The organism is Rhodoferax sp. GW821-FHT09E07, assembly GCF_059416145.1.
Window position 1 is genome coordinate 404,481 of the sequence record NZ_JBWKOP010000003.1, and the last position, 21,805, is coordinate 426,285.

Here is a 21,805-nt window from a genome sequence, read left to right on the forward strand (position 1 = left end):
GCGCCATGAGCAACAGCCCGCAAGCGCAACTGGACCTGCTGCAACAGCAGCTCCTGGCCTTGCAGGAGCAGAACAACACATTGCAGGCAGCGCTGGCTGCGCAGCAAACCCAGACCACCGAATGGCTGGAGCAGCGCACCCGCGAACTGCAACAGGAAGCGCAAGCGCAGAAGAAAGCAGAAGCTCTGCAGCGGGTGTTCTACCGCATTGCCGAGCGCGCCACGGCCGGTCTGTCGTTCTATGACTTCCTGAAGGCCGTTCACGAGCTGCTGGGCGAGCTGCTCTACGCCAAGAACTTCTTTGTCTGCCTGTGCCACCCCAGCGACAACACGGTGGACTTCCCCTACTACGTAGACGAAAAAGACGGCGACACCATGCAGTGCAACGATGTGCCGCGCGGCCGCGGTATGACGGAGTTCGTGTTGCGCACGGAGGAGCCCCAACTCATAGACGCCCAACGCTTCGTGGCCCTGCAGGAGTCCGGAGAAATCACCGAGGCCACGGGCGACCTCACCTTCACCACCTGGCTGGGTGTGCCGATGAAAGTCGAGGGCCGAATCAGCGGTGCGCTGGTGGTGCAGGGCTACGAGGCAGGGGTCAAGCCCTACTCCGAAGCGGACGCCGATATCCTGAGTTTTGTGGCCAACCATGTGGGGGCCGCCATCGAGCGCTACCAGGCCATCGAGGCCATGCGCAGCTCGGAGGCGCGCTACCGCTTGGTGATCGAAAACGTGGGCGTGGGTGTGGTGGTGGTGCAAGACGGACGCATGGTGTTTGCCAACCCCAGCATGGTGCGCATTGTCGGGCACCCCCTGGAATACCTGCTGTCCCAGCCCTTCACATCCACCATCCACCCCGACGACAGACCCGCTGTGGTGGAGCGCCACCAGCGCCGCCTGCGGGGCGAGCCTGTGGAGGCCAACTACGGCTTTCGCGTGATCACCGAGTCGGGCGACGAGCGCGCCCTGGAGCTATCGGCCGTCGTCATCCAGTGGAACCAGCGCAATGCCACCCTGATGTTTGTGGTGGATGCCACGGCCCGCTTGCAGACAGAGCAAAGCCAGCGCCAGGCGCTGCAACAGCAGATTGCGCTCAATGACATGAAGACCCGCTTCATCGCCATGGCCTCGCACGAGTTCCGCACGCCGCTGGCCACCATCCATGGCTCGGTGGAACTGCTGCAGCACTACAACGACCGCATGCCGGTGGACAAAAAAATGGCCACGCTGCAAAAGATTGACGATGCGGTGGAACGCATGACCCACATGCTGGAGAACGTGCTGGTCATAGGCCGCACCGACGCCGGACGCTTGCAGTTCAAACCGCGCGCGCTGGGAATGACCGCGTTTTGCCACGCCCTGGTGGACGAGATGCGCAGCGCCATGGCCCGCCAGCTCACGCAGGTGCAACTGGTCCTAGACCTGCCCCCGGCAGAGCAGCGCTACTGGCTGGACGACACCCTGATCCGCAACATCGTGGGCAACCTGCTGTCCAACGCCGTGAAGTACTCACCGCAAGGCGGTGTGGTGCTATTTGCTGTGCAAGAGCTGGACGACGCATTGGTTCTGACCGTGCGCGACCAGGGCATCGGTATTCCCGAGGCCGACCAAGCCCAGCTGTTTGTGAGCTTTCACCGGGCCAGTAACGTGGGGCCGATTGCCGGCACCGGCCTGGGCCTGTCCATTGTCAAAGAAGCGGTGACCTGCCACCTGGGCCAGATCGCGGTGCACAGTACCGTGGGCCAGGGCAGCACCTTCACGGTTACCCTGCCCACCCGCCGCTGCGCCCCCGAGGAATAGCCCATGAAGATCCTGATCGCCGAAGACGAGCCCTCGCTGCGCGAAAACCTGCAGTGGATGCTGGAGCTGGAGGGCTACGAGGTGATGGCCGCACGCCACGGCGCCGACGCACTGGCGCAGGCCCAGGCCAACCGGCCCGACCTGGTGTTGACCGATGTGATGATGCCGGAGATGGATGGCTTTGGCCTGGTGCGTGCGCTGCGCGAAGACGCCCGCACTGCCACCATTCCCATCATCATGCTGACCGCCAAGGCCGACCGCGCGGACGTGCGTGCTGGCATGAACGTGGGTGCCGACGACTACCTCACCAAACCCTGCCGCCGCGATGAATTGCTGGAGGCCGTGCAAGCCAGGCTCCAGCGCAGCAACAGCCTGGAAGAAGCCGCCCAGCGCCTGCAAAACGAAACCCGACAGGCCATGCAGATCGACACGCTCACGGCCCTGCCCGGGCGTGACCTGTTTGAACAGCAGCTGACCACCGCGCTGGAGCGCCAAAGCAGCGTGGCGCTGCTATGCTTGGGGCTCGACGGGTTTTCCAAGATCAACGAATCGCTGGGGACCGGCGTGGGCGATCTGGTGCTGCGCGAAGTGGGCAAGCGCCTGAACCTGTACTCTGCCGAATGGCCGCACCCCACGGCGCATGACAGCGTGGGCCGCATCGGCGGCGACCAGTTTGCGCTGTGCATGGCAGGCTTGGCTGACGAGGCTGCGCTGGAGCAGCGCGCCACCGAACTGCTGCGCCGCCTGGCCCTGCCCTACCAGGTCAGCGGCCACACGCTGTACCTCACTGCCTGCGCAGGTGCCAGCCTGTACCCCAACCAGTCCGACAGTGTGCACGCGCTGCTGCTCAATGCCGAATCGGCCTTGCACCACGCCAAGCCCAACGGCCCAGGTACCTACCTGGTTTTCGACGCAGCCATGAACCGCCAGGTGGCGCGCAGCCTGCAGATCCACAACGAGCTGCACCACGCGCTGGCCCAGGGCGCACTGCAGGTGTACTACCAGCCCCAAATCCGCATTGCCACCGGCGCCGTGGTCGGCTTTGAGGCGCTGCTGCGCTGGCAACACCCCACGCTGGGCTGGATCTCACCGGCCGAGTTCATCCCCGTGGCGGAGCAAAGCGGCATCATCGTGCAGATTGGCCAGTGGGTGATGCACACGGCGGCCACGCAGGCCGCACGGTGGCGGGCGTTGGGCCATACGGGCTTTCGCATGGCGGTAAACCTGTCGGCGCGCCAGTTTGCCGGCAAGGACTTGCCCAAACTCGTAGCCCAGGTGCTGCAGGACACCGGCTTGCCGCCCGAGATGCTGGAGCTGGAAGTGACCGAAAGCATGGCACTGCAAAGCGTGGCCTCTACGCTGAGCACGCTGCACGCCTGCAAGGCGCTGGGTGTGAAGCTGGCGATGGATGACTTTGGCACCGGCTACTCCAGCCTGGCCTACCTCAAGCAGTACCCGCTGGATGCGCTGAAGATCGACCAGGCCTTTGTGCGCAACATCACGCAGGACCCGGGCGACGCCGCCATCACGCGCGCCATCGTGGCCATGGCCCACAGCTTTGGCATGACCGTGATCGCCGAAGGCGTGGAAACCGTGGAACAGCTGGAGTTTCTGCGCGGCTTGCAGTGTGAGGAATTCCAGGGCTACCTGTTCAGCAAGCCCGTGCCCGCGGACGAGGCCGTGCAGTGCTTTGGGGGCTACCGGGGCTAGGCCCGGCACCGCACACAGGGCTTAGGCGGCCCAGGTCACCAAGCCGGTCCACGCCGTGACCAGCACCACCACGCCAAACGCAATGCGGTAGTAGGCGAAGCCCACAAAACTATGGGTTGCAATAAAGCGCAGCAGCCAGCGGATGCACAGCCAAGCGCTGATAAACGACACCACAAAACCCACGGCGAACAGCGGCGTGTCGGCAAACGACAAAATCGCACGCTCCTTGTACAAGCTGTAGACGCCCGCGCCAATCAGCGTAGGAATGGCCAGAAAAAAGGAAAACTCGGCAGCTGCTTTGCGCGACAGGCCCAACAGCATGCCGCCAATGATGGTGGCCCCGCTGCGGCTGGTTCCCGGGATCATGCCCAGGCACTGCACCAGGCCCACTTTCAATGCATCCCACGGGGTCATATCGTCCACGCTGTGGATGCGCGGCACGGGTTTGATGATTTTTTCCACCCACAAAATGATCAAGCCACCCAAAATGAAGGCGCCTGCCACCACGCCGGGGTTGAACAAATAGCTTTTGATGGCCTTGTAAATGAGCAGGCCCAATACGCCAGCGGGCAAAAAGCCGATGACCACATTGATCGCGAAGCGCTGCGCCTGCTTGCTGGTCGGCAGGTTCAGCAAGGTGTCACTGATTTTTTGCCAGTAAACCAAGATCACCGCCAGAATCGCGCCGGTCTGGATGGCGATGTCAAACACCTTGGCCTTGTCGTCGTCAAAGCCCAGCAGCGAGCCTGCCAGGATCAAATGCCCCGTGCTCGAAATCGGCAAAAACTCGGTCAGCCCCTCGACCACGCCCATGATGGCGGCCTTGATCAGCAATGCAATATCCAACTCACTCTCCCGGTTAAGAACAAAATAGGCCTCTAGCCCCCGTATTATCTGCGCAAGCAGCTCACTTATTCATAGCGCAGCGCCTGAATCGGTAACAGTTTGGAAGCGCGGCGTGCCGGGTAGTACCCAAAGAAGACGCCCACAAACCCCGAGAAGCCCACGGCCAGCAGCACCGCCCACAGGCTCAGCGACACCTGCCAGCCCGCAAAGCGCCCCACGCCCCAGGTAGACGCCGCGCCCAGCGCCACGCCCACGGCACCACCCAGCACACTGAGCGTCACCGCCTCTATCAAGAACTGCGCCAGGATGTCGCGCCCGCGCGCGCCCACGGCCATGCGCAGACCGATCTCGCGCGTGCGCTCGGTCACACTCACCAGCATGATGTTCATGATGCCAATGCCGCCAATCACCAGGCTGATGCCGGCAACGGCAGCCAGCAGCAGCGTCATCACGCGGCTGGACTCTTCCTGGGCTTGCAAAATTTCGGTGAGGTTGCGCACCACGAAGGGATCTTCCACCCCCGCCTGCACCTTGAAGCGCTGGCGCAGCAGATCTTTGATGCTGTCTTCCACGGGCTTCATGTCATGGCCCTCACGCACCTTCACGCTGATGGAGCCCACGCGCTTGAGACGGCTGGTGGCGTCGCCGCCCCAGATGCGGTTGCGCAGCGTGCCCAGCGGGATCATCACCACATCGTCCTGGTCCTGGCCCATGGAGTTCTGCCCCTTGGGCGCCAACACGCCGATCACGGTGATGGGGATATTGCGCACGCGCATCACCTGCTCCACCGGGTCCTGCTCGCCAAACAGCTCGCGCGCCACGGTCGCACCTATCCACGCCACCTTGGCCGAGCCGGACAGCTCCGCAGCATCAAACAGGCGCCCGCTGGCCAGCGGCCAATCGCGCGCCTCCAGGTAGTCGTTGTTCACACCCACGATGCTGGTGCCCCAGTTGCTGTTGCCAAACACCAGCTGCCCGCTGGTGCGGGACGTGGGTGCAGCCACCTGCACTTCAGGAATCTCCAGCGCAATGGCCAGCGCGTCTTCTTCGGTCAGGCGCTGGCGGGTCTGCGCGCCCAGGCGTACGCCAGCCTGCGACACACCGCCAGGCAGCACCAGCATGATGTTGGAGCCCAGTCCCTTCATCTGCTCCTGCACGCGGTCGGTCGCGCCCTGGCCCACCGCCACCATGGTGATGACGGCGGCCACGCCAATGATGATGCCCAGCATGGTGAGGATGCTGCGCAGCGTGTTGGCAGAAAGGGACCGCAGTGCGCTGCGCAGGGCAGCAAAAAGGTTCATAGCGGCTTGACCTCCACGGCTGCGACATGCACGGGCTGCTGCACGTCTTCCACCATCAGGCCATCCTTGAACACCAAGCGGCGCCGCGCCCAGGCAGCAATGTCGGCCTCGTGCGTGACCAGCACCACCGTCATGCCCTGGCGGTTCAGCTCGGTCAGCAGCTGCATGATGTCTTCGCTGGTGTGCGAGTCCAGCGCGCCCGTGGGTTCGTCGGCCAGGATCAGCTGCGGGTTGTTCACCAGCGCACGCGCAATGGCCACGCGCTGTTGCTGCCCGCCTGACAGCTCGGCGGGCGTGTGGCTGCATCGCTGGCCCAGACCCACGCGCTCCAGCGCGGCGCGGGCGCGCTGCTGGCGCTGGGCCGCGGGCACACCCGCGTAGACCATGGGCAGCTCCACGTTCTCCAGCGCGCTGGTGCGCGGCAGCAGGTTGAACTGCTGGAACACAAAGCCGATGCGCCGGTTGCGGATGCCGGCCAGCGCGTCCGCCGCCATGGCCTGCACTGCCTCGCCCGCCAAGTGGTAGGTGCCGGTGCTGGGCTGGTCCAGGCAGCCCAGGATGTTCATGAGCGTGGACTTGCCCGACCCGGAGGCGCCCATGATGGCCACCATCTCACCTTCGGCAATGTCCAGCGACACGCCACGCAGGGCATGCACCGTCTGGTCGCCCATGGTGTAGGTCTTGGTGAGGTCGCGCGCGGCAATCAGCGCGGGGGCCGTGGTCATGCGCCGTGCCTCAAAACGGGGGACGTGGGCCCGGGCCCTTGGCGCCTGCAGCCGCCGGCGCCTTGACGCCGATGATGACTTCCGCGCCTTCTTTCAACTCGCCGTTGGCGGCATTGGGGCCCTGCAGCAGTTCGGTGGTGCTGCCGTCGGACACGCCCAGGCGCACATTCAACGCCTTGGGCTGGCCCTGTTCGTCCAGCACATAGACCCGGCCGCGCGTGGAGGTACGGCCTGCACTCTCGGCCACCAACGCACCGTAGCGGGTCTTCTGATCCGGCGTCAGCACCTCGCCAATGCGAGCGCGGATGTCGGCCATCAGTCGATCCCGCGCCTTGGGGCGTTCCTCGGCGGGCAGGTCGCGCAGTGCGCCGAACTTGGGCCGGGTTTCAGAATAGATGGCATCCACCTGTGCGGTTTGCGCGTCGCTGAGTTTCAGCTCGGCCACCAGCTTGTTGCGGAACTCGGTGGCCTGGCCTCCACCGGCCGGCCGGCCAGCGCCCTCCGCAGCCGCAGGTGCCGCGGGGGCACTGGCTGCGGCACCCGGCGCCGATGCCGCGCCCTGCAGCGCAGGAGCCTCCACGCCCGCAATGCGCATGCGCAGCGCCGCATTGGGCACCTTGAGCACGCTCTCGCGCTGGTCCGTCACCACACGCACATTGGCCGTCATACCCGGCAGCAGCTTGCCGCCCACGTTGGAAAAGCCCACGATGGCCACATAGGTCACCACATTGGCCACATTGGTAGCCGCCTTGCGCACCTGGCGAATCTCGCCGTCAAAGGTCTGGCCCGGGAAGGCATCCACCGTGAAGCTGGCCTTTTGACCCGTCTTCAGGCGGCCTACATCGCTCTCGTCTATGGCGGCCTCCACCTGCATGTCCGACAGGTTCTGCGCAATCACAAACAGCTCGGGTGCCTGCAGGCTGCTGGCCACGGTCTGGCCGCGCTCGATAGCGCGTTTGATGACGATGCCGTTCACGGGCGAGGTAATACGCGTGCGCGCCAAGTCGATACGGGCCTGGGCCAGTGCGGCGTCGCGCTGGGCCACATTGGCCTGCGCGGTTTTCACCTGCGCTTCGGCCACGCCTACCTGGGCCTGCACGGCCTTCAACGCCTCGGTGCTGGTATTGACGAGCGCCTTGGACTTGTCAGCCTCGCTCTGGGCAATGAAGCCCTTGCCCACCAACATCAAATTGCGTTCATGCGTGCGCCGGGCCTCGTCCAGGTCCACCTGCGCGCGCGACACCTGGGTCTGTGCGGCCAGGGCATTGGCCTGGGCCGTGAGCACGGCGGCGCGGGCAGCGTCCACATCGGCCTGGGCGCTGCGCACACGGTATTCAAAGGTTTCGGGGTCAATCTGGGCCAGCAGCTGGCCGGCCTTCACTTCGGTGTTGAAGTCCACCAGCAGGTCGCGAATCTGACCGCTAACCTGGGTGCCCACACTGACCTGCGCCACCGGGCTGACCGCACCGCTGGCCGCCACCGTGGCCTGCAGGCTGCCGCGCACCAGCGGGGCGGTGCGGTACTCCACCCTGCTGGCATTGCCCTGCTGCACCCACCACCAGCCGCCAGCCCCCAGGGCGACCGCCAACACGGCGCCCGTTGCTATCAGTTGTCGTTTCATGCCCCGATTCTAGGAAGCCTGTACGACGCCCAGGTGTCGGCTCGGTAAATCTGGCCTCCGGTCACGCCGCCCGGCTGCATTTCGCGCCGCCCAAACCGCATTTCGTCGCAAACCGCTGGGCGCGGCCCAGGGCCATGGGCACAGTCGCTCCTGTCCTGATTCACCACCCACCGTACTGAAAGAGAACACACCATGGCACACAGCATCCTCTCCGGCACCCCCACCTGGGTCTGGTTTCTTCTGGTCGTACTGCTCAGCATGGGACTGCGCCAGACCCTGACCCAAACCGCCTCCCTGCGCCGCGTCACCCTCATGCCTTTGGCGCTGGTGGCCTTGTCCCTGTACGGCACCATCACCGTGTTTGGCAACCAGCCCCTGGCCTTGCTGATCTGGGCCAAGGCTGCAGCCGCCACCGCCTACCTCGTCATGCGCCGCCCCGTAGCCCCCGGCACCCGCTTTGACCTAGCCAGCCAGACCTTCACCCTGCCGGGCACCTGGGCCCCGCTGGCGCTGATGATGACCATCTTCTGCACCAAGTACGCCGTGGGCATCACCAACGCGGTGAACCCCGCCGTGCTGCACGGCACCGCCGTGGCCCTGACGATCAGCGCCATCTACGGCCTTTCCAGCGGCGTGCTGATCGGCCGCGCCCTGCGCCTGTGGCGCCTGGCCATGTCCGCTGACGCCGCCTGGCACGGCCAGACAGACGCCCAGACTGTCACCGCCTGATCACTACGCCTTACCTTTTTCGCACCGGAGCCCCCCATGCAACTCACCCCCGTCATCGCTGTACACATGACTGCCGCCCTAGGTGCCCTAGCCTTGGGCCCGGTGGCCCTGTGGGCCCGCCGCGGCGCCCAGCAGCGCCCCCAGCTGCACCGGGCCGCAGGCTATGCCTGGGTCACGCTGATGCTGCTGGCCGCCCTGTCCGCCATCTTCATCCGTGACTACCAGTTGCCCAACATCGCCGGCTATTCGCCCATCCACCTGTTTGTGCCGGTCACGCTGGTAGGGCTGTTTGGCGCGTTCTGGTTCCTGGCCAAAAAGAACATCAAGGGCCACCGCGCCACCATGCAGCGCCTGTACATCGGCGCCTGCCTGGGTGCCGGTCTGTTTGCCCTGGCCCCCGGCCGCTACCTGGGCCACCTGGTCTGGGGCCAATGGCTCGGTTTGGTTTGAGTTTGAAAGGACACCCTGCCATGAACACCCGTCTCTCTCTGGCCCTGGCCAGCATCGCCCTTGTCACCACAGCCAGCGCCCATGCGGCCATGGGCTTTACCGAACTGCCCGGCCTGCAAGGCGATGGCCCGGTCACCGTGTTCTACCCCACGGCCGCCGCCGAGGCCCCCATGCAGCGCGGCCCCTTTACCTTGTCCGTGGCGCAGCAGGCCGAGCCCCAGCGCGGCAATGGTCACCTGGTCATCATTTCGCACGGCTCGGGCGGCGCCCCCTGGGTGCACACGGACCTGGCCCGTGCGCTGGTCGATGCCGGCTTCACCGTGGCCATGCCCGAGCACGCGGGGGACAACTACAAAGACACCAGTACCCCAGGCCCCCAGAGCTGGCGTCAGCGCCCGGCCGAGGTGTCACGCGCCATCGATGCCCTGGCGCAATCCCCGCGCTTTGCGCCCCTGCTGGCGCTGAACCAGGTGGGTGTATTTGGCCAGTCCGCCGGCGGCCACACCGCACTGAGCCTGGCCGGTGGCCAGTGGTCGCCCCAGCGCTTTCTCCAGCACTGCCAGGCCCATATTGCGGAAGACTTCAACGCCTGTGTGGGCACCTTCACCCGGCTCACCGGTGGCTGGTTTGACGGCCTCAAGAAGGCTGTGGCGCTGGGTGTGCTGCGCCAGCGCTTTGACGACCCACAGCCCGTGGCTTACCACGACCCGCGCATCGTGGCAGCGGTGGCCGGTGTGCCCGCCGCGGCTGACTTTGACCTGGACACCCTGCGCACACCGCGCATTCCGCTGGGCCTGGTGACCTCGGGGCACGACATCTGGCTCACCCCACGCTGGCATGGCGAGGCCGTGGCCGACGCCTGCACACCGTGCGAGCGCATTGCCCACCTGCCCGAGGCTGGCCACAACGCCATGCTCTCGCCCCTGCCACCGCCCGACGTCCTGGGCCGCGTAGAGCGCGTGCTGCTGGCCGACCCGCCCGGCTTTGACCGCAGCACCCTGGGCGCGCTGGACCTGCGCGTCACGGCCTTTTTCCGCCAGCACCTGCTCCCGGCGCCACAATAACCCCTGCAAAAGCACCCTCTAGAATGCGACCCACCATGCCCACCCCCCTGAGCCCTGAAGAGATCGACCGCCTGGCGCGCAAGCGCGCAGGTGCCAAGCTGGGCTGGTACATCCATGCCACCGTCTATGTCTTGGTCAACCTGCTGATCTTCTCCATGTCGCAGTACGCGTTCGGCACGCGCCCCTGGTCGCTGGGCCCGCTGCTGGGCTGGGGCCTCGGGCTGGTGTTGCACGGCATCTCGGTGTTTGTGCTGGGCCGGGGCAGCAGCCTACGCGAGCGCATGGTGCAGCGCGAGCGTGAGCGCATCGAGCGCTCCCAAGGCGGACGCTGACCCCCATGCGCCTGGACTGGATCAACAAGCTGCAGCACCTGCTGCAGACCTGGGCCTTCAGCCTGGCCATTGCCACCCTGCAGTACGCCTTCCAGCCCGACAAGCCCTATGCGCCCCTGGTGGCCTATTCGCTGGCCATTGGCAGCTTCATCTGGGCCATCATCGACCTGGGACGTCACCTGTTTCCCTCGGCCGCCGAGACCGGCTGGCCCCTGGGCGCCTCGGGCTTCCTGCTGATGGGCGGCGGCATTGTGGCCGGCTACTTTCTCGGCAACCTGGTCGCCGACACGCTGTGCCACACCTTCGGCTGGTATGCCGGCTACCCCATACCGGACAAAGCCACCGACCTGCGCAACAGCATCCTGATCACCCTGACCGCCGGCACCGCGGGCACTTACTACTTCTACACCCTGAACAAGAGCGCCTACCTGGAGCGCAAGATGACCGAGGCGCGCCACCTGGCAGCCGAGGCACGGCTCAAGCTGCTGGAGACGCAGCTGGAGCCGCACATGCTGTTCAACACGCTGGCCAACCTGCGCGCGCTCATTGGCGTGGACCCGCAGCGCGCCCAGACCATGCTGGACCACATGATTGCCTACCTGCGCGCCACGCTCAGCGCGTCACGCGCCAGCGGACAGGACGGGCAGCACACCTTGACCGACGAGTTTGCCCGCCTGCAGGACTACCTGGAGCTCATGAAGATCCGCATGGGGCCGCGCCTGCAGTTCACGCTGGACCTGCCTGAGGCACTGCGCACCCAGCCGGTACCGCCGCTGCTGCTGCAGCCGCTGGTGGAAAACAGCATCCAGCACGGGCTGGAGCCCAAGGTGGAGGGCGGCAGCATTGCCATCCGCGCCGCGCAGGAAGGCGGCCTACTGTGCCTGGAGGTGAGCGACACCGGCCTGGGCGCACCCGAGGTGCTGCAGTCCCGCCCCGGCCACGGCTTTGGTCTGCAGCAGGTGCGCGACCGCCTGCTCACCACCTATGACACCCTGGGCACTATGGAATTGGTAGCAGTACCCAAAGGCGGTACGCGGGCCCGCATCACTTTTCCCATTCAAGCATGAGCCAGGCCACCGCGCTGATTGCCGAAGACGAGCCGCTGCTGGCCCAGGCCCTGCAGGCCGAGCTGGCGCGCGCCTGGCCCGCGCTGCAGGTGCTCAAGACCGTGGGCGATGGCATGTCAGCCGTGGAAGCTGCACTGGCGCTGCAGCCCGACGTGCTGTTCTTCGACATCCGCATGCCCGGCCAGAGCGGCCTGGAGGCCGCGGCCGAGCTGGCCGATGCCTGGCCCGCCGGTGCCAAGCCCTTCCCCGCGCTGGTGTTCGTCACCGCCTACGACCAGTACGCCGTGCAGGCCTTCGAAGCCCAGGCCGTGGACTATGTGCTCAAGCCCGTGCAGGCCGTCCGGCTGCAGAAAACTGTGTCAAAACTGCAGCTAGCCCTCGCCAAACCTGCGTCTACCGCTATCAATTCAGAAGCAGCCCTGGAGGCTACGCTGGCCCAGCTGCGCGGCTTGCTGGCGCGTGACGCCAGCACCAACGCCCCCGCGACACCCGCTACCCCCCTGCGTGTGCTGCAGGCCAGCGTGGGCAGCAGCATCCGCATGGTGCCGCTGAACGAGGTGGTCTATATCGAGGCCGCCGACAAATACGTGCGCGTGCTGACCGCCAGCCACGAATACCTGCTGCGCACCCCGCTCAAGGAGCTGCTGCCACAGCTGGACGAGCAGGTGTTCTGGCAGATCCACCGCGGTACTGTGGTACGGGCTGACGCCATCGATACCGTCACGCGCGACGAGGCGGGCCGACTCGCCGTGACCTTGCACCACCGAGACGAAAAACTTGCCGTCAGCCGGCTCTACGCCCACCGCTTCAAAGCCATGTAGGCCCTCGGCCTATGCAAGGCGCGTATAAAGTCAAAGCGAATAGACATGCGTTGCTACGGGTAAACCACGGGGACTTGGCATATCGGTTGCTTAGGCTTGCTCCCTACAATCGCCGCTTCTCCTCACAGGAACCCCATATGCAACTGAATCTCTCGCGCAGCAGCGCCATGCGTCTGCTGGCTTTGTCTGCCGTTCTCACCTCAGCCCTGTTGCAGGGCTGTGACTCCACTCCCTCGGTCATCAAGATTGGTGTGGCCCAGCCACTCACGGGCAATCTGGCCGCGCTGGGCCAGGATTTGCTCAACGGCGTGAACCTGGCCGTGGAAGAAATCAACAAGGAGGGCTACAAGATCAAGGGCAAGCCCGTGACCTTTGAAGTCGTGGCCGTGGACGACCGCGCCAACGCCGACACCGGCAAGGAAGTGGCGCAGCAACTGGTGGATGCCGGTGTGGTGGCCGTGATTGGCCACCTGAACTCGGGCGTGAGCATTGCCGCCGCGCCCATCTATGCGGCCAAGAGCATTGCCGAACTCTGCATTTGTACCAACCCCAAGTTCACGCAACTGGGCTTTGACACCACCTTCCGCCTGGTGGGCAACGACAACCTGCAGGCCAAGGCCATTGGCAGCTACTCGGCCTCGCAGTTCCGCGGTACCAAGGTGGCACTGCTGGACGACGGCACACCGTATGGCAAAGACCTTGCCGCTGGTGCTGGCGTGCAACTGAAGGCGGGCAAAAAGGAAATCGTGCTGCAGCAGTCGTTTGACGACAAGACCACCAAGTTCGAAGAAACGGCCGCCAAGATCAAGAGCGCCGGCGTGGAAATCGTCGTCTCCACGCTCAACGACTTCCAGGTGCTGGCACTGCTCGAAGCCCTCAAGGCCATCAACTACACCGACATCAAGGTGCTGGGCGGCGACACCATCAAGACCACGCTGATGCTCAAGGGCACCGGCATGGTCAGCGGCCTGTATGCCACCTCGCCCAGCCTGGAAGCGCGCGAGTTCACCGCTGGTGGCGCCTTCCTGGACAAGTACCGCGCCAAGTACAAGATCGAGCCCGCCTACGCCGGCCACTACACCTATGACGCCATGTACGTGCTGGCCGCGGCCATCCGCCGCTCCGAATCGGCCAAGCCCAAGGACATCGTGACCACGCTGCGCAAGATTGACGGCTACGCGCCCGTCACCGGCTCCATGAAATGGGACGACAAAGGCGAACAGCGCTATGGCGTGATTGGGGTGTACAGTGCCGGTGGCGGGCTGTGGGAATCCCAGATGCGCTCGGATTCCTGGTAAGTCTGCGTCCCCGAGGAGACACGGCATGACGATTCGCTACACCACAGTGCCCAACACCTTGCCAGAGAGCAAGATGCGCCTGTACCCCACCAAGGTGATCAACATCATCGGCGGGCCGGGTAGCGACAAGTCGCTGTTCTCCTCGGCCATCATCCTGTTCCTGAACCTGCACCACAAGACGGTGGAGACCATCCCCGACTACGCCAAGTCGCTGGTCTGGCAGCAAAACTTTGAAGTGCTGAAGAACCAGTACTTCATCGCCCAGCGCCAATACGAGATGCTGAACCTGCTCGACGGGCAGGTGCAGTACCTCATCACCGAGTGCTCACTGCCGCAGGTGCTGTACTACAACGAACACTACCCCGAGAACATCTGCGACATCGCCAAGACGCGCGCGCAGATCCTGGAGTGGTACCGGCAGCACAACAACATCAACATCCTGGTGGAGCGCGGTGACAAGAAGTACGTACACACCGGACGCTTTCAGGATGAGGAGCAGGCCCGCACCGTAGACCGTGGTCTGCGGGCCACCCTGATCCATGAAGGTTTCCCGTTCACGGCACTCAAGCCAGACGTGGAAACCATCAATGCCTTTGCCCAAACATTGCTCGAATAAGCGCGCACTACACGCGTGCACAGAAGGAGGTCAGGCACCAAATCAAGACGCCGTGCCAATACAAATCCCGTTTCTGGGAGTAATGTAATTCATGACTCATTAGATATTTGAATACTAGAGTCGTATCAGTGAAAGCCTGATGCCCATGGCACAGGACTTGCGCTAATGTTCGCCCCGGTGAGAAATTTATTCACACTTTTTTAATTTGGAGTTTCTATGAAGTTGAAAATCGTTGCAGCCGCAGCCATCGCTTTGTCTACTGGTCTGGCATTCGCCCAAAACGCGGTTGTCACCATTGCCCACGTTGGTCCTACCAGCGGTGCGATTGCCCACTTGGGTAAGGACAACGAAAACGGCGCCATCCTGGCCGTGGAAGAACTCAACGCTGCTGGCGTGACCATTGGCGGCAAAAAAGTCACCATCAAGCTGATGACTGAAGACGACGCTGCTGACCCCAAGCAAGGCACTGCAGTCGCCCAAAAGCTGGCTGATGCCAAAGTCGCTGGCGTGATCGGTCACCTGAACTCCGGTACCACCATCCCCGCTTCTTCCATCTACTCCGAAGCTGGCATCCCCCAAATCTCCCCCTCCGCTACCAACCCCAAGTACACCCGCCAAGGCTTCAAGACAGCCTTCCGTCTGGTGGCTGACGACACCCAACTGGGTGGCACCCTGGGCAAGTACGCTGTGAAGGAACTCAAAGGCAAGGCCATCGCTGTGATCGATGACCGTACTGCTTACGGCCAAGGCGTTGCTGCCGAGTTCGCCAAGGCTGTGGAAGCCGCCGGTGGCACCGTGGTTGCCAAGGAATTCACGACCGACAAGGCCACTGACTTCTCCGCTATCCTGACCACCATCAAGGGCAAGAAAGCTGACGTCGTGTTCTTCGGCGGTATGGACGCCGTTGCCGGCCCCATGCTGCGTCAAATGAAGTCCCTGGGCATCAACGCCAAGTTCATGGGCGGCGACGGCATCTGCTCCACCGAACTGGTGAAGCTGGGTGGCGACGCGATTGCTGACAACCAGGTCTACTGCGCGGAAGCCGGTGGCGTGGAAGGTCAACAAAAGGTTGGCATGGAAGCCTTCAAGACCAAGTTCAAGGCCAAGTTCGGCTCTGACGTTCAAGTGTACGCACCCTACGTGTACGACGGCGTGAAGGTCATGGTTGCTGCCATGGTCAAGGCCGGTTCTTCTGACCCCGCCAAGTACCTGCCCGTGTTGGCAGCTACCAAGGACTTCAAGGGCGTGACTGGCAACATCACGTTTGACGAAAAGGGCGACATCAAGAACGGTGCTCTGACTCTGAAGACCGTGAAGGCTGGCAAGCTGACCGAACTGGCTGTGATTCGTTAATTCATCGCAAGTCTCCGGGCAACGCAAGTTGCCCAGAAACGAAAAAGCGCACTGCCTGCAGTGCGCTTTTTTTATGCCTGCCTGTTTTCAGTTGCGGGGCCGCAAACCCGCCGGCACATAGCGCGCCAGCCGCGCCGCAATGGCCAGCTCGTGCCGTTGCCACCACACGCCCAGCGCCACCACACCCAGCCCCAATAGCGTGAGCGCCAGCGGGAACAGCAGGCTGTCGCGGAACACCTGATGCGACAAATAGCCCAGGTACAGCACCACGCCCAGCGCGCCAAACACCGTGAACACGCGCCGCCCAATGGCCGCGCCCAGGAACACCAGCACCAGGTTGATCAGCGCGTAGACCACCTTGCCCCAGTCCGAGCCCGAATCGTGCAGGCTCAGCCCGCCCCAGAACATCAGGGTGCCAAAGATATAGAGCCAAAAGGCAAAGTCCTGCCGCCACTCCGCCGTGCGGGACAGGCGGCTGCGCGCATCCACCCACATGGCCAGCGCCACCGTGCCAATGCCAAACACCAGCGACACATCGCGCGAAAACTCCCAATCCCAGCCGTGGTCGTTCAACAAGCCGTTGGCCACATCCATGCTCATGTACCAAAGCGTCACCGCCAGCGGCATCACCATGAACGGCAGGCGGTAGCGCCACAGCATCACCACGCCTGCGGCCAAGGTGATGAATTCGAGCGTGAGCCAGCGCCAGTCAATGCGCGTGTGGTAGCTGGAATAGGAATCGGGCCCGCCCGGCGGCCACAGCCCGGCCACACTCTGCGCGCTCCACGCCACCAGCGACACCAGGCACACCGCCAGCGTGGCCAGCAGCCCCGCGGGGACATACAGGCCGCGCACCTTGAAGTGGTCCGCCACCTTCAGGCAGGCCACCAGATAGGCCACGCCAATGGCCAGCAACGCACCCGCGCCCAGCGCCTGAAAGCCCAGCGTCATGAACAGGCTCATGGCACCAATGGCCACCATGCCACCAAAGTAATACAGCACATTCACAAAGCCAAACGACGGCCCCGCATGGGGCGCAGCCGTGCGTTCCAGCGGCAGCGTGCTGTGGGTGATGGCGTCGCGGCTCCAGCGCCGCCACAGCGTGTCGGCCTGCGTTTGGGTCAGCAGGCCATCGCGTTCCGCGTCCCGCAGGTCCTGGTAGCGCAGCTCAATCACCAGATTGGTGGTGTCGGTGAAGTCTTTGATGTGCATGGTGCATACCTGCTGTGGTTTTGCCGCATATGTACCACAGCCGGCCTCCTAGAATCCGCCCATGCAAACCCTTATGCCCGCGGCCAGCGCCGCTGCCCTGCCCGCCATCCTGGACCAGATCCACACCGACGCCCAGGCCCTGTTTGGCCAAGGCCGGGTGGCCAGCTACATCCCTGCGCTGGCGGAAGTGCCGCCGCGGCAGTTTGGCATTGCGGTGGCGCTGGTGGACGGCAGCACCTACAACGTGGGCGATGCGCACGTTCCGTTTTCGTTGCAAAGTATTACCAAACTGTTTGCCTTTGTGCTGGCGCTGAAGTCTGTGGGCGACGAACTCTGGCGCCGCGTGGGGCGCGAACCCTCGGGCGCGGCATTCAACTCCATGGTGCAGCTGGAGACCGAAAAAGGCATTCCGCGCAACCCATTCATCAACGCCGGGGCCCTGGTCATCACCGACATATTGACCACACGCTACGCCCACCTGGACTACGCGCTGCTGGGCGCCTTGCGCCGCCTGACCGACGACCCCGAGCTGAGCTGGAACGCCCGCATTGCCAAGTCCGAGCGCGACACCGCGCATCGCAACATGGCCATGGCCTACTTCATGAAAAGCTACGGCAACTTTGTGAATGACCCCGAGCTGGTCCTGGACAACTACTGCCGCCAGTGCGCCACCGAGATGAGCTGCGCCCAGCTGGCCCAGGCCACCATGTTCCTGGCCAATGGCGGGCGCGACCTGGGCCGCGACGGCAGCCCCGATGAGCAGTTTCTGCACGCCGACGACGCCCGCCGCGTGAACGCCCTGATGCTGACCTGCGGCGCCTATGACGCCGCCGGCGACTTTGCCTACCGCATTGGCCTGCCCGTCAAAACCGGGGTGGGCGGCGGCATTGTGGCCATTGCGCCGGGCATAGGCACCGTGGCCGTGTGGGCGCCCGAACTAGACGCCAAAGGCAACTCCGTGCTGGGCGCCTACGCGCTGGAGCAGCTGGTGCAACGCACCGGCTGGAACCACGGCCAGGCCTGAAAAATTTTTGTAAAAACCGCGTGCATTGGGCCGCCGTTTGGTGCAAGCTGTCGCCATAAAGAATTCCAGGGAATAACGTTGTTGGAGCATCCTTATGTCTACCGGTTCAAGCGTCGCACGCTGGGCCACGCGCACCCGCCATGCCCTGGTCCATTGCAGCCTGGCCTGCCTTGCAGTTCTCAGCGCCTACCCTGCGTGGGCTGGCAAATTCACCGTCGTTTACTCACGCGAAATCCCCGAATCCGATAGCCGCCTGGAATACCCCGTGCGCCTGCTGGAGCTGGCGATGAAAAAGTCCGGCTCCGAGTACGAGATGCGCTCCTACCCCCGGCACATGCCCCAGGGCGCGGCGTTGAGCCGCCTGGCCGCCGGCTCGGGCGTGAACGTGGTGTGGAGCATGACCTCCAGCGAACGCGAGAAGCAGTTGCTGCCCATCCGCATCCCCATCGACAAAGGCCTGTTCGGCTACCGCTTGGCGTTTGTGCGGCAGCAGAACAAGGACGTGATCTCCGGCGTCAAAGGGCTGGACGACCTGCGCGCCTTTACCGCCGGCCAAGGCCACGACTGGCCCGACACCGAAATCCTACAAGGCAACGGCCTGAAGGTGGCAACCAGCACCGCTTACGAAGGTCTGTTTGGCATGCTGCAGGCCGGGCGGTTTGACTACTTCCCGCGCTCCGCGCTGGAAATATGGGACGAGACCGACAAAGCCAACAAACACCAGCTGGCGGTGGAAGACAAGCTGGTGCTGCACTACCCCACGGCCATCTACTTCTTTGTGAACAAGCAAGACATAGCGCTGGCCCAGGTGATAGAGACCGGGCTGAACCGCGCCATTGCCGACGGCAGCTTTGACACGCTGTTTTACGAGCGCTTTGGGGATGTTATCAAGCGCAGCAACCTGCGCGGGCGCGTGGCCATTGCGCTGAACAACCCGCTGCTGCCGCCCGAGACGCCGCTGGCCCGCAAGGCCCTGTGGCTGGACGTCAGCGCGCTGCCGAAGTAGCCCACTCCAGCCGGTTGCGCCCATTGGCCTTGGCCGCGTACACCGCGCGGTCGGCCTGGCGGATGTTCTCAATCGCGTCCAGCCCCGGCTCCAGCATGGCCACGCCCGCCGAGCAGGTGTAGCCAAAGCCCGGCACCTCGGGCAGCGGCTCGGAGGTACGCACCATCTCCAGCACCCGGTTCACGATGTGGGTGAGTGCCGCCGCCTCGATATTGGGGAACAGCAGCATGAACTCCTCCCCGCCCAGGCGGCCAAAGCCGTCCTCGCGGCGCAGCGTGCTGGCCACCAGCCGGGCAAAGTGCGTCAGCACCAGGTCGCCTGCGTGGTGGCCGTGGGTGTCGTTCACGCGCTTGAAGTGGTCCAGGTCCAGCATCACCACGCCGCAGGGCTGGCCCGCCATGCGCAGCTGGTCCAGCCGCTGGTCCAGCTGCTGCAGGATGTGGGCGCGGTTACTGATGCCGGTGAGCGCATCGGTCTGCGCCGCCCGCAGCGCCCCGTCGCGCGCCAGTCGAAGGGCCCGCTCGCTGGTACGCATGGCGGTTATGTCAAACGCCACGCAGAGCATCCAGCCCTGGTCGTCCACCGTCTCGGTCATGTAGATCCAGCGGCCATCGGTCAGGTCGGACTCAAACCCGCGAAACGGCAGCTTGCCCCGGCGCGACTGGGCCGAGGCCAGCCAGGCATCAATGTCCGAGGTCTGGATGGCCGTGCCCACGCCCTCGTTGTAGCTCTTGCGCATCATGGCCAGCCAGGTCATGGGCGGGCAATTGCCAATGCCCAGCGCCTGGCGAAACGCCGGGTTGGCGTAGCGCAGCGTGTCGGTGGTATCAAACAGCGCCACCAGCAGCGGCGTCTGCGCATAGAGCCGGGCCACATGCTGCACATGGTCTTCAACGGACAGAGACTGCATGGGCCAGCGGACCTCCGGCAAAAGCGGGTGAAATGGTTTAGTCCCCAGTGTAAGTAAGCCGGTGCCCCCCGTCTAGAATCGTTGTTATGAGCGCCAATACCCCTGCATCCCCCGCCAACACCCCCGAAACGCCCAAAGTCAGCAACTTTCTGCGCCAGATCATCGAGAACGACCTGGAAAAAGGCACCTACGCCGCCCGCCGCTGGGCTGGCTCCCCCGGCGACGCCGCCCACCACGCCGCTGGCCAGCCCGACCCCGCCAAGATCCGCACCCGCTTTCCGCCCGAGCCCAATGGCTACCTGCACATCGGCCACGCCAAGAGCATCTGCATCAACTTTGGCCTGGCGCGCGACTACGGCGGCGTGTGCCACCTGCGCTTTGACGACACCAACCCCGAGAAGGAAGACACCGAATACGTCAACTCCATCATCGACGCGGTGAAGTGGCTGGGCTTTGACTGGAACGGCGCGCCTGACGCAGCCGCCTACCAGGCCAGCGACTACTTTGACTTCATGTACCGCGCAGCGGAATACTTGATTGAAGCCGGCCACGCCTATGTGGACGAACAAACGGTGGAGCAAATGCGCGTGAACCGCGGCGACTTTGGCAAGCCCGGTGTGGACAGCCCCTTCCGCAGCCGCACGCCTGCCGAAAACCTGGCGCGCTTTCGCGAGATGCGCGACGGCAAGCACGAAGACGGCAGCATGGTCTTGCGCGCCAAGATCGACATGGCCAGCCCCAACATCAACATGCGCGACCCGGCCATCTACCGCATCCGCCGCGCCACGCACCACAACACCGGCGACACTTGGTGCATCTACCCCATGTACACCTACGCGCACCCCATTGAAGACGCGCTGGAGCAGATCACCCACAGCCTGTGCACGCTGGAATTTGAAGACCAACGGCCTTTCTACGACTGGCTGCTGGAGCGCTTGACGGAAGGCGGCCTGTTGGCTGCGCCCGCACCGCGCCAGTATGAATTTGCCCGCCTGAACCTCACCTATGTGATCACCAGCAAGCGCAAGCTGGCGCAACTGGTGTACGACCACAAGGTAAGCGGCTGGGACGACCCGCGCATGCCAACCATCGTCGGCCTGCGCCGCCGCGGCTACACGCCCGAGAGCCTGCAACTGTTTGCCGAACGCATTGGTGTGACCAAGAGCGACAGCTGGATCGACTACAGCACGCTGGAAGGCTGCCTGCGCGAAGACCTGGAAGCCAAGGCCCACCGCGGCATGGCCGTCATCAACCCCGTGAAACTGGTGCTAACCAACTGGGACGACGTGATGGGCGCCGGCCACCTGGAGCCCTGCACCCAGCCCGCCCTGCCCCACCCGCCCGAAGGCGTTGAGTCGCCCACGCGCCACTTCACCATCGGCAAAGAAGTGTGGATCGAACGCGAAGACTTTGAAGAAGTGCCCCCCAAGGGCTACAAGCGCCTGTTCCCCGGCAACAAGGTGCGCCTGAAGGGCGGCTATGTGATCGAGTGCACCGGCTGCACCAAAGATGCGAGTGGCACCATCACCGAAGTGCTGGCCACCGTGGTGTCCGACACCAAGAGCGGCACGCCGGGCAGCGACTTGGTGAAGGTGAAAGCCGCCATCACCTGGGTGGGCGTGGCCAACGGTGTGAACGCCGAAGTCCGCATGTACGACCGCCTGTTCCTGGATGCGCAACCCGATGCGGGTGGCAAAGACTTCATCGAAAGCCTGAACCCCAACAGCCTGAAAGTGGTGACCGCGATTGTTGAGCCTTCATTAGCGAATGCGTTGCCGGATCAAAAGTTTCAGTTTGAACGACATGGGTACTTTGTGGCGGACCGCGTGGATCACGTGCAAGGTAGCAAGCCGGTGTTTAACCTGGCGGTGGGGTTGAAGGATAGTTGGGGGAAATAGTTTGGAATTAAATATTTGGGAGC

At 64.2% G+C, this 21,805-nt stretch carries 20 protein-coding genes; 14 read left to right on the top strand and 6 right to left on the bottom strand.

Annotation, left to right across the window (positions count from 1 at the left end):
• The first annotated feature begins 5 nt into the window (after positions 1–5).
• Complete coding sequence (locus tag AC07OE_RS07700) at positions 6–1,799, top strand: sensor histidine kinase (RefSeq protein ID WP_495069969.1); 1,794 nt, start codon at positions 6–8, stop codon at positions 1,797–1,799.
• A 3-nt stretch (positions 1,800–1,802) separates the two neighbouring features.
• Positions 1,803–3,509, top strand: a complete 1,707-nt coding sequence (locus AC07OE_RS07705; protein ID WP_495069970.1) for a putative bifunctional diguanylate cyclase/phosphodiesterase — start codon at positions 1,803–1,805, stop codon at positions 3,507–3,509.
• Between the two features lie 21 nt (positions 3,510–3,530).
• On the opposite strand, the gene AC07OE_RS07710 is transcribed toward AC07OE_RS07705, so the two are convergent.
• The 4 genes from AC07OE_RS07710 to AC07OE_RS07725 form a co-directional block, all read right to left on the bottom strand.
• Positions 3,531–4,355: an undecaprenyl-diphosphate phosphatase gene (locus tag AC07OE_RS07710; RefSeq protein WP_495069971.1), complete on the bottom strand. Its 825-nt coding sequence runs from the start codon at positions 4,353–4,355 to the stop codon at positions 3,531–3,533.
• Between the two features lie 65 nt (positions 4,356–4,420).
• Positions 4,421–5,656: an ABC transporter permease gene (locus tag AC07OE_RS07715; protein ID WP_495069972.1), complete on the bottom strand. Its 1,236-nt coding sequence runs from the start codon at positions 5,654–5,656 to the stop codon at positions 4,421–4,423.
• A complete protein-coding gene (locus tag AC07OE_RS07720) occupies positions 5,653–6,381 on the bottom strand; it encodes an ABC transporter ATP-binding protein (protein WP_495069973.1) in 729 nt (242 codons plus the stop codon). Before AC07OE_RS07720 ends, AC07OE_RS07715 begins: the two co-directional genes overlap by 4 nt.
• Before the next feature lie 10 nt (positions 6,382–6,391).
• Entirely contained in the window at positions 6,392–8,002 is a 1,611-nt protein-coding gene (locus AC07OE_RS07725; protein WP_495069974.1) for an efflux RND transporter periplasmic adaptor subunit, read from the bottom strand.
• Positions 8,003–8,194: 192 nt separating this feature from the next.
• On the opposite strand from AC07OE_RS07725, the gene AC07OE_RS07730 reads away from it, so the two are divergent.
• The 9 genes from AC07OE_RS07730 (at position 8,195) to AC07OE_RS07770 (ending at position 15,732) form a co-directional block, all read left to right on the top strand.
• Positions 8,195–8,731, top strand: coding sequence for a DUF6622 family protein (locus AC07OE_RS07730; protein WP_495069975.1), 537 nt, complete (start codon positions 8,195–8,197; stop codon positions 8,729–8,731).
• 36 nt (positions 8,732–8,767) lie between these two features.
• Positions 8,768–9,181 (top strand): DUF2306 domain-containing protein, encoded by a 414-nt coding sequence (locus AC07OE_RS07735; protein WP_495069976.1) that lies wholly within the window; start codon positions 8,768–8,770, stop codon positions 9,179–9,181.
• A 20-nt stretch (positions 9,182–9,201) separates the two neighbouring features.
• Positions 9,202–10,245, top strand: coding sequence for an alpha/beta hydrolase family protein (locus AC07OE_RS07740; protein ID WP_495069977.1), 1,044 nt, complete (start codon positions 9,202–9,204; stop codon positions 10,243–10,245).
• A 35-nt stretch (positions 10,246–10,280) separates the two neighbouring features.
• A complete protein-coding gene (locus AC07OE_RS07745) occupies positions 10,281–10,577 on the top strand; it encodes a 2TM domain-containing protein (RefSeq protein ID WP_495069978.1) in 297 nt (98 codons plus the stop codon).
• A gap of 5 nt (positions 10,578–10,582) precedes the next feature.
• Positions 10,583–11,644: a sensor histidine kinase gene (locus AC07OE_RS07750; protein ID WP_495069979.1), complete on the top strand. Its 1,062-nt coding sequence runs from the start codon at positions 10,583–10,585 to the stop codon at positions 11,642–11,644.
• Entirely contained in the window at positions 11,641–12,465 is an 825-nt protein-coding gene (locus AC07OE_RS07755; protein ID WP_495069980.1) for a LytR/AlgR family response regulator transcription factor, read from the top strand. Before AC07OE_RS07750 ends, AC07OE_RS07755 begins: the two co-directional genes overlap by 4 nt.
• A gap of 137 nt (positions 12,466–12,602) precedes the next feature.
• Entirely contained in the window at positions 12,603–13,763 is a 1,161-nt protein-coding gene (locus tag AC07OE_RS07760; protein WP_495069981.1) for a branched-chain amino acid ABC transporter substrate-binding protein, read from the top strand.
• A 25-nt stretch (positions 13,764–13,788) separates the two neighbouring features.
• On the top strand, positions 13,789–14,379 hold the full coding sequence (locus AC07OE_RS07765) for a hypothetical protein (protein ID WP_495069982.1): 591 nt from the start codon (positions 13,789–13,791) through the stop codon (positions 14,377–14,379).
• Between the two features lie 216 nt (positions 14,380–14,595).
• Positions 14,596–15,732, top strand: coding sequence for a branched-chain amino acid ABC transporter substrate-binding protein (locus tag AC07OE_RS07770; RefSeq protein ID WP_495069983.1), 1,137 nt, complete (start codon positions 14,596–14,598; stop codon positions 15,730–15,732).
• An 87-nt stretch (positions 15,733–15,819) separates the two neighbouring features.
• Here AC07OE_RS07770 and AC07OE_RS07775 read toward each other — a convergent pair whose 3' ends face one another.
• A complete protein-coding gene (locus AC07OE_RS07775) occupies positions 15,820–16,944 on the bottom strand; it encodes a DUF2157 domain-containing protein (protein ID WP_495069984.1) in 1,125 nt (374 codons plus the stop codon).
• A gap of 61 nt (positions 16,945–17,005) precedes the next feature.
• Between AC07OE_RS07775 and AC07OE_RS07780 the strand changes: the two genes are divergently transcribed.
• Together AC07OE_RS07780 and AC07OE_RS07785 are read left to right on the top strand one after the other, a co-directional pair.
• A complete protein-coding gene (locus tag AC07OE_RS07780) occupies positions 17,006–17,968 on the top strand; it encodes a glutaminase (RefSeq protein WP_495069985.1) in 963 nt (320 codons plus the stop codon).
• 94 nt (positions 17,969–18,062) lie between these two features.
• Complete coding sequence (locus tag AC07OE_RS07785; RefSeq protein WP_495069986.1) at positions 18,063–18,974, top strand: hypothetical protein; 912 nt, start codon at positions 18,063–18,065, stop codon at positions 18,972–18,974.
• Here AC07OE_RS07785 and AC07OE_RS07790 read toward each other — a convergent pair.
• Positions 18,955–19,884 carry a sensor domain-containing diguanylate cyclase gene (locus tag AC07OE_RS07790; RefSeq protein ID WP_495069987.1) on the bottom strand — a complete coding sequence of 310 codons (930 nt, stop codon included), beginning with the start codon at positions 19,882–19,884 and terminating at the stop codon, positions 18,955–18,957. The two genes, AC07OE_RS07785 and AC07OE_RS07790, sit on opposite strands and share 20 nt — an antisense overlap.
• An 86-nt stretch (positions 19,885–19,970) precedes the next feature.
• Here AC07OE_RS07790 and AC07OE_RS07795 point away from each other — a divergent pair, with 86 nt between their 5' ends.
• On the top strand, positions 19,971–21,782 hold the full coding sequence (locus AC07OE_RS07795; protein ID WP_495069988.1) for a glutamine--tRNA ligase/YqeY domain fusion protein: 1,812 nt from the start codon (positions 19,971–19,973) through the stop codon (positions 21,780–21,782).
• The last annotated feature ends 23 nt before the right edge of the window (positions 21,783–21,805 follow it).